This is a genomic window from Micromonospora sp. LOL_021, assembly GCF_048060215.1.
Classification (GTDB): Bacteria; Actinomycetota; Actinomycetes; order Mycobacteriales; family Micromonosporaceae; genus Micromonospora_E.
Genome location: NZ_JBHMIN010000095.1, coordinates 1 through 8,171, shown reverse-complemented (window position 1 = coordinate 8,171; position 8,171 = coordinate 1). Strand labels below are relative to the sequence as shown.

The 8,171-nt window shown below is 70.1% G+C and carries 6 protein-coding genes and 1 pseudogene; 6 read left to right on the top strand and 1 reads right to left on the bottom strand.

All coding sequences use genetic code 11. From position 1 onward, the window contains the following. Window positions 1-616 (bottom strand): annotated as a pseudogene (locus ACFHWT_RS30745) (site-specific integrase); the annotation flags it as partial. Window positions 617-967: 351 nt separating this feature from the next. Between ACFHWT_RS30745 and ACFHWT_RS30740 the strand changes: the two are divergent. The 6 genes from ACFHWT_RS30740 to ACFHWT_RS30715 form a co-directional block, all read left to right on the top strand. After that, on the top strand, window positions 968-1,117 hold the full coding sequence (locus ACFHWT_RS30740; RefSeq protein ID WP_416598144.1) for a hypothetical protein: 150 nt from the start codon (window positions 968-970) through the stop codon (window positions 1,115-1,117). Beyond that, entirely contained in the window at window positions 1,114-1,203 is a 90-nt protein-coding gene (gene kdpF / locus ACFHWT_RS30735; protein ID WP_278110491.1) for a K(+)-transporting ATPase subunit F, read from the top strand. The genes ACFHWT_RS30740 and kdpF overlap by 4 nt, the downstream gene beginning before the upstream one ends. After that, window positions 1,203-2,858, top strand: a complete 1,656-nt coding sequence (gene kdpA / locus ACFHWT_RS30730) for a potassium-transporting ATPase subunit KdpA (protein WP_416598143.1) — start codon at window positions 1,203-1,205, stop codon at window positions 2,856-2,858. The genes kdpF and kdpA overlap by 1 nt, the downstream gene beginning before the upstream one ends. Window positions 2,859-2,863: 5 nt before the next feature. Continuing rightward, window positions 2,864-4,999, top strand: a complete 2,136-nt coding sequence (gene kdpB / locus ACFHWT_RS30725) for a potassium-transporting ATPase subunit KdpB (protein ID WP_416598142.1) — start codon at window positions 2,864-2,866, stop codon at window positions 4,997-4,999. Then, window positions 4,999-5,880 carry a potassium-transporting ATPase subunit C gene (locus tag ACFHWT_RS30720; protein ID WP_416598141.1) on the top strand — a complete coding sequence of 294 codons (882 nt, stop codon included), beginning with the start codon at window positions 4,999-5,001 and terminating at the stop codon, window positions 5,878-5,880. Before kdpB ends, ACFHWT_RS30720 begins: the two co-directional genes overlap by 1 nt. Window positions 5,881-5,995: 115 nt before the next feature. Continuing rightward, on the top strand, window positions 5,996-8,171 hold a 2,176-nt coding region (locus ACFHWT_RS30715), incomplete at its 3' end, for a DUF4118 domain-containing protein (protein ID WP_416598140.1).

Sequence of the window (8,171 nt, the reverse complement as noted above, 5' to 3'; positions counted from 1 at the left end):
GCGAGTCGTCGGTCACCTCGCCCAGGAAGGTGGCGAGTTGGTCGGCGGTCCAGACCGCCACGGGCGGCCGGTCACCGGTCGTCTGCCACTGCTCGACGCGGGCCTCGGTCCACACCTTCGCGTGGGGCTGCTGGTAGCCGCTGATCTCGATGTGCCGGGCCGGGTTGCACTCCAGCACACCCTCGCGGACGGCCAGGTTCAGCGCCGCCCGCAACGTGGTGCGCAGGGGCCGCATCGCCGCAGCCGACTGGGGCAGCCCTTTGGTGTTGGTGGTCTGGGCGATCTGGTCGAACACTGCACGCAGCAGCCGGGCGTCGAGGTCAGCGAGCCGGTAGCGGCCCAGATAGGGGATGAGGATGATCTCGACGTCGCGGGTGTAGTGGAACCGGGTCGTCGGCCGAATCCTGGTACGGGTGTCCAGCCAGTGCCGCAGCCACCGTTCTACGGTCCAGCCCTGCGCGGTGCGGTCGGCCACTGTCCCGGCCAGCCACTCGTCGCGGGCCCGCCGGGCGGCGGTCTGCGACGGGTAGCCACCCCGACGGACCCGTTCCCGACCCCCGAGCATGTCGCGCGCCGAGCAGTGGAAGTACCAGCTGCCGTGGCTGCGGTCACCCAGACGTGGGCAGCGCCGTTCCAGCCGCCGGCCACTGGCGTCCCGGCACCCGCACCGTTTGAAGATCACTCCCGACGTCGCCATGACCGACCCCTTTCTCACGGACTCATCTTGTCCATCGACGCTGCCCTGTCTGCCGAGGCGGGCCGTCGGCAGATACTCGCCAGCCGTGTCTTCCGACCATCGGCGCACCGTCGGCCTGGGAAAGGTCGAGGGTGGGCCGGCCTGGGGTTCCGGTCCTGGGACGAGTCATCGCTGGCCCCGTCGGGGGACGGCGTGAAGGGAGCGTTAAAAAGGGCCGGTTCGCCGTGATGGTCGCGTGATGGGCCCTGTCGTTGCGGGCTGGCTGGCGTTGTGATTGCTCGGCGCGGCCGGACGGCGGCCCGCTGCAAGCCGGTACGGCGATTCGAGGAGTCAGGCGTGTCTGACGTGGTGTTCGTGGTGTTGACGCTGGCGCTGTTCGCAGTGCTCGCGCTGGTGGTGAGGGGTGTGGAGAAGCTGTGAACGTGGTCAACGCCGTCGGTCTGGTGCTGGCGACCGGGCTGGCCGTGTTTCTGGTGGTCGCCTTGCTGTTCCCGGAGCGTTTCTGATGACCGTGACGACAGCGGGTGCGCTGTTCATCCTCTCGCTGGTGGTGGCGCTGGTCGCCGTGCACCGGCCGTTCGGCGACTACCTCTACCGGGTGGTCTCCGGCACCCGGCACTCGGGTATCGAGCGGGGCGTCTACCGCCTGGTCGGCGTCGATCCGGTGGCCGAACAGTCCTGGGCCGTGTACGGCCGCAGCCTGCTGGCGTTCTCCGCCGTCTCGATCCTGTTCCTGTACGGGTTCATGCGGTTGCAGAACCACCTGTGGCTGTCGCTCGGATTCGATCCGGTGATGACCCATGGCGCGTGGAACACAGCGGTGTCGTTCGTGACCAACACGAACTGGCAGTGGTATTCGGGTGAGTCGACCATGGGTCACCTGGTGCAGATGGCCGGCCTGGCGGTGCAGAACTTCGCCTCGGCCGCCGTCGGCATCGCGGTCGCGGTCGCGCTGGTCCGCGGGTTCGCCCGCAGCCGTACGGGCGGGTTGGGCAATTTCTGGGTGGACCTGACGCGGATCCTGTTGCGGGTCCTGCTGCCGATCTCGGTGCTCGCCGCGATCGTGCTGATGATCGGCGGCGCGGTGCAGAACCTCTCCGCCGGCACCGAGATCACCACGCTGACCGGTGGCGGCCGGACCATCACCGGCGGGCCGGTGGCCAGCCAGGAGGCAATCAAGGACCTCGGCACCAACGGTGGTGGCTTCTACAACGTCAACAGCGCCCACCCGTTCGAGAACCCGACCGCCTGGACGAACTGGTTCGAGATATTCCTGCTGCTGGTGATCCCGTTCACTCTGCCCCGGGTCTTCGGCCGGATGGTCGGACAGAACCGGCGGGGCTACGCGATCGCGGCGGTGATGGCGATCCTGGCGATCTCGAGCATCGCCCTGACCAACGTGTTCGAGCTGGCCGGCGACGGCACGGTGCCGCAATCGGTAGGTGCCGCGTTGGAGGGCAAGGAGGTCCGCTTCGACGTGTCGAACTCGGCCATGTTCGCGTCATCGACGACGCTGACCTCGACCGGCTCGGTGGACTCGTTCCACGACTCGTACACGGCGCTCGGCGGCGGGATGTTGCTGGTCAACATGATGCTCGGTGAGGTGGCGCCCGGTGGGGTCGGTGCCGGTCTCTACGGCATGCTGATCCTGGCCGTGATCACCGTGTTCGTCGCCGGCCTGATGGTCGGCCGCACCCCGGAGTACGTGGGCAAGAAGATCGGTTCGCGGGAGATCAAGCTCGCGTCGCTGTACTTCCTGGTGACCCCGGCTCTGGTGCTGATCGGCACGGCGGCGGCGTTCGCCACCGGCAACGACTCCACTGCGCTGAACACCGGCCCGCACGCCCTGTCCGAGGTGCTGTACGCGTTCGCCTCGGCGAGCAACAACAACGGGTCGGCGTTCGCCGGCCTGACCGTGAGCACGCCGTGGTGGAACACCGCACTGGGCCTGTGCATGCTGCTCGGCCGGTTCCTGCCGATCATCCTCGTGCTAGCCCTGGCCGGCTCCCTGGCCCGGCAGCGACCCACCCCCGCGTCCGAGGGGACCTTGCCGACCGACCGGCCGCTGTTCGTCGGGATGGTCGTGGGCGTCACGGTGATCCTGGTCGCGCTGACGTTCCTGCCGGCCCTCGCGCTCGGTCCCCTGGCAGAGGGGCTGTGACCATCATGAGAGAGAAGGACATGCTCGATCCGCGACAGCTGATCCGGTCCCTGCCGGACGCGTTGCGCAAGCTCGACCCGCGTACGTTGTGGCGCAACCCGGTGATGCTGATCGTCGAGATCGGCGCGGCGTTCACCACCGTCCTCGTCCTCGCGGACCCGTCGGTGTTCGCGCTGGCGATCACTGTCTGGCTCTGGCTCACCGTGCTCTTCGCCAACCTCGCCGAGGCTGTCGCCGAGGGCCGGGGCAAGGCGCAGGCCGCAGCCCTGCGCAAGGCGAAGACGGACACCGTCGCTACCCGTGTCGTCGGCTGGACCCCGGCAGCCGACCCAGGCACGCTGCGCACGGAGCCCGTCGCGGCACCGCAGCTGCGTCAAGATGACGTCGTCGTGGTCGAGGCCGGCGAGATCATCCCCGGCGACGGTGACGTCATCGAGGGGATCGCCAGCGTCGACGAATCCGCTGTCACGGGTGAGTCCGCGCCGGTGATCCGGGAATCCGGCGGTGACCGCAGCGCGGTCACCGGCGGCACGAAGGTGCTCTCCGACCGGATCGTCGTGCGGATCACCCAGAAGCCGGGGGAAAGCTTCATTGACCGGATGATCGGCCTGGTCGAAGGCGCGAACCGGCAGAAGACGCCGAACGAGATCGCGCTCAACATTTTGCTCGCCGCGCTCACGATCATCTTCCTGCTGGCCGTGGTCACCCTCCAGCCGCTGGCGATCTTCGCCAAGGCGTACCAGGCAGCCGCGCCGGACACCGGCGCGATCACCGACAGCGGAGTCACCGGCGTGGTGCTCGTGTCGCTGCTGGTCTGCCTGATCCCGACCACCATCGGTGCGCTGCTGTCGGCGATCGGCATCGCCGGGATGGACCGCCTGGTGCAGCGCAACGTGCTCGCCATGAGCGGGCGGGCGGTGGAGGCCGCTGGCGACGTCAACACGCTGTTGTTGGACAAGACCGGAACGATCACGCTCGGCAACCGGCAGGCTGCCGAATTTCTCCCGGTCGAGGGCGTCACCGCAGACCGGGTGGCCGACGCCGCCCAGTTGTCCAGCCTCGCCGATGAGACCCCCGAGGGCCGGTCGGTCGTGGTGCTCGCCAAGAACGGATTCGGCATGCGGGAGCGCGAGCCGGGCCTGATGCCGCACGCCGTCTTCGTGCCGTTCACCGCGCAGACCCGGATGAGTGGCGTCGACCTGACCCCGGACGCGACTGTCGGCGGCGGCGCGGCCGGGAAGGTGCGACGGATCCGCAAGGGTGCCGCCGCCGCCGTGATGAAGTGGGTACGCGACAACGGCGGCCACCCGACCGAGCAGGTCGGCCAGATCGTCGACGAGATCAGCGGCATCGGCGGCACCCCGCTCGTCGTCGCCGAGCACCTCGATGGTCAACCGGCCCGCGCCCTCGGTGTCATCCACCTCAAGGACGTGGTCAAGGCCGGCATGCGGGAACGCTTCGACGAGATGCGTCGGATGGGCATCCGTACGGTGATGATCACCGGTGACAATCCGCGTACCGCCCGGGCGATCGCCGACGAGGCGGGGGTGGACGACTTCCTCGCCGAGGCCACCCCGGAGGACAAGCTCGCGCTGATCCGTAGGGAGCAGGACGGCGGCCGGCTGGTCGCGATGACCGGTGACGGCACCAACGACGCTCCCGCGTTGGCGCAGGCCGACGTCGGTGTCGCCATGAACACCGGTACGTCGGCCGCGAAGGAGGCCGGCAACATGGTCGACCTCGACTCCGACCCGACGAAGCTGATCGAGATCGTGCAGATCGGCAAGCAGTTGCTGATCACGCGCGGCGCGTTGACGACCTTTTCGATCGCCAACGACATCGCGAAGTATTTCGCGATCATCCCGGCCATGTTCGCCGGCATCTACCCGAGCCTGGACGCGCTGAACGTCATGCGGCTGTCCAGTCCGGAGTCGGCGATCCTGGCCGCGGTGATCTTCAACGCGGTCGTCATCGTCGCGCTGATCCCGCTGGCGCTGCGCGGCGTGCGCTACCGGCCGGCCGCCGCGTCGCGGCTGCTACGCCGCAATCTGCTGATCTACGGCCTCGGCGGCGTCGTCGTGCCGTTCATCGGCATCAAGCTCATCGACCTGCTCATCCAGCTCATTCCAGGGATCTCGTGATGCGCCTACCTACCTGGCTCGCCCTGCACCTGGCCGCGCTGCGCGCCCTGCTCGTCTTCACCGTGCTGCTCGGTCTGGCCTACCCGCTCGCGATGGTCGTCGTCGGCCGGTTTCCCGGCCTGGCGGGCGGGACCGACGGTTCGATCATCGAGGTCGACGGACGGCCCGTGGGCAGCGCCCTGATCGGGCAGTCGTTCACCGACGCGGACGGCGACCCCGTCCCGCGTTACTTCCAGTCCCGCCCCTCGGCGGCCGGCGACGGATACGACCCCACCTCCACCAGCGCCAGCAACCTGGGCCCGGAGGACATCGTCGACACCATCGCCGTCGACCCCGACGACACGACCCAGAGCCTGCTCACCCAGGTCTGCGCCCGCAGCGCAGCGGTCGGTGAGCTCGAGGGCGTCAACGGACGACGCCCGTACTGCACACCGGACGGGGTCGGTGCCGTGCTGGCGGTGTTCCGCCGTGACGGCCTGTCCGGGCCGGTCGTTCGGGTGGTCAGCGTCAACCAGACCGCACCCGCCACTGCGTTCATCGCCCGTTACGAAGGCGTACCGGTGGAGCTGGCCGACCCGGGTGTGGACTACCGGGCGGCCGGGGCGACGATCGTGCCCGTCCGGGGCGATGCTCCGGCGGAGCCGGCGGTGCCGGCCGACGCGGTCACCGCCAGCGCGAGCGGCCTCGACCCGCACATCAGCCCGGCGTACGCCGAGATTCAGGTCGACCGGGTCGCGCGCGAGCGGGGCGCGGACCCGAGCGAGATCCGGCGCCTGGTTCAGGAGTACACCACCGGCCGGTCGCTCGGCTTCATGGGCTCGCCGGGGGTGAACGTGTTGGAGCTCAACCTCGCGTTGGACGAACAGCTTCCGGCACGCTGACCACGACGGCACGCTGAAGACACGACGGCACGCCGACCGCGACAAACGCCGGGCTGGGACGCTGGCACCGTCCCGGCCCGGCGCCCGCCGGCAACGCTAGGAAAGGACTCATGCCGTGCCACGGGGAGAACTGCGTATCTACCTCGGTGCCGCACCGGGCGTCGGGAAGACCTACGCCATGCTCGAGGAGGCTCACCGCCGCGCCGAACGCGGCACCGACGTGGTCATCGGGTTCGTCGAGACGCACGGCCGAGAGCACACCGCCGCGATGATCGGCGACCTGGAGACGGTCCCCCGCCGCACGATCACCTACCGGAACACCCAGTTCACCGAGATGGACCTCGACGCGGTCCTGGCCCGCCGCCCCGAGGTCGCCGTCGTCGACGAACTCGCCCACACCAACGTGCCCGGCTGCCGCCACGAAAAACGCTGGCAGGACATCCAGGAACTGTGCGACGCCGGGATCACCGTACTGACCACCGTCAACGTCCAGCACCTGGAGTCGATCAACGACGTCGTCGCCCAGATCACCGGCACCACCCAGCGGGAAACCGTCCCGGACGCCGTCGTCCGCGCCGCCGAGCAGGTCGAACTGGTCGACATGACCCCGGAGGCGCTGCGCCGGCGGATGGCCCACGGCAACATCTACCGTCCCGACAAGATCGACGCCGCGCTCGGCAACTACTTCCGCGTCGGCAACCTCACCGCCCTGCGCGAACTGGCCCTGCTGTGGCTCGCCGACACCGTCGACGAGCAACTCGACGCCTACCGAGCCCAGCAGGGCATCTCCGCGACCTGGGAGGCCCGCGAACGGGTCGTCGTCGCGCTCACCGGCGGACCGGAAGGGGAGGCGCTGATCCGGCGCGCCGCTCGGATCGCCGCCCGCGGCAAAGGCGCCGACCTGCTCGCCGTACACGTCGCACGTAGCGACGGGCTCGCCGGCGCCGACCCGGCCCGACTCGCCCGGCAACGGGTCCTGGTGGAGAGCCTCGGCGGCACCTACCACCAGGTCCTCGGCACCGACATCCCCGCTTCGCTGCTCGACTTCGCCCGAGGCGTCAACGCCACCCAACTCGTCCTCGGCACCAGCCGCCGCAGCCGCGTCGCGCAACTGTTCTCCCGTGGAGTCGGCGTCACCACCACCGCGCTGTCCGGGCCCATCGACGTACACCTGGTCACCCACCCCGAGGCCGGTCGCGGCCGGCCCGGACCGACGGTCCCGGCCGCGCTGTCCCGACGTCGCCGGCTATACGGCTTCGTCCTCACCGTCGCGGGCCTGCCCGCCCTGACCGCACTACTCAAGGCGCTACCCGACCTCACCCTCACCAATGACATCCTGATATTCCTCGCCTGCGTCGTCGGCGTGGCACTGGTCGGTGGGCTCTGGCCGGCGCTGCTCGCCGCCCTCGGCGGGTCACTGCTGCTCAACTGGTTCTTCACCCCGCCCTTCTACACACTGACCATCGCCGAGCGGGACAACTGGCTCGCCCTGGGCGTCTTCGTCGGCGTCGCCGTCGCGGTCAGCTGGATCGTCGACGTGGCCGCCCGACGGACCCGCGAGGCCGCCCGCGCCTCTACCGACGCGCAGACTCTGGCCACCGTCGCCGGCAACGTTCTCCGTGGCCAGCGGCCTTTGCCCGCGCTGCTGGAACGGCTCCGGGAGACCTTCGCGCTCCGCGCGGTCAGCGTGCTCGAGCTGGTCGACACCGCTGGCGGACGACCGGATCGCGCCCGCGAGGAGGCCGCCTGGCGGATCGTCGCGAGCGTCGGTGAGGCACCGGCGACGAACCCCGACGCGGGCGAGACCGCCGTACCGGTGGACGAACGGCTCACGGTCGTCCTCTGCGGCCGCCGGCTGGAGGCCGCAGACCGGCGCATCGTCGAGGCGTTCGCCGCCCAGGCCGCCGTCGCGCTCCGGCAGGAACGCCTCGCCGCCCAGGCCGCCGCCGCCCGGCCGTTGGCCGAAGCCGACCGGATGCGCACCGCGCTGCTCGCCGCCGTCAGCCACGACCTGCGCACCCCCCTCGCCTCGGCCAAGGCCGCCGTGTCCAGCCTGCGCAGCCGCGACGTCGACTTCGACGCCGACGACCGCGACGAGCTGCTGGCCACCGCCGACGAGTCCCTCGACCGGCTCAGCCGCCTGGTGGCGAACCTGTTGGACATGAGTCGCCTGCAGGCCGGGGCACTCGGCGTCACCACCACCACGATCGGCCTCGAAGACGTCGTACCTCGGGCCCTGGACGAACTCGGCCCGCCCGCCACCGACGTCACCACCGACATCCCTGCCGACC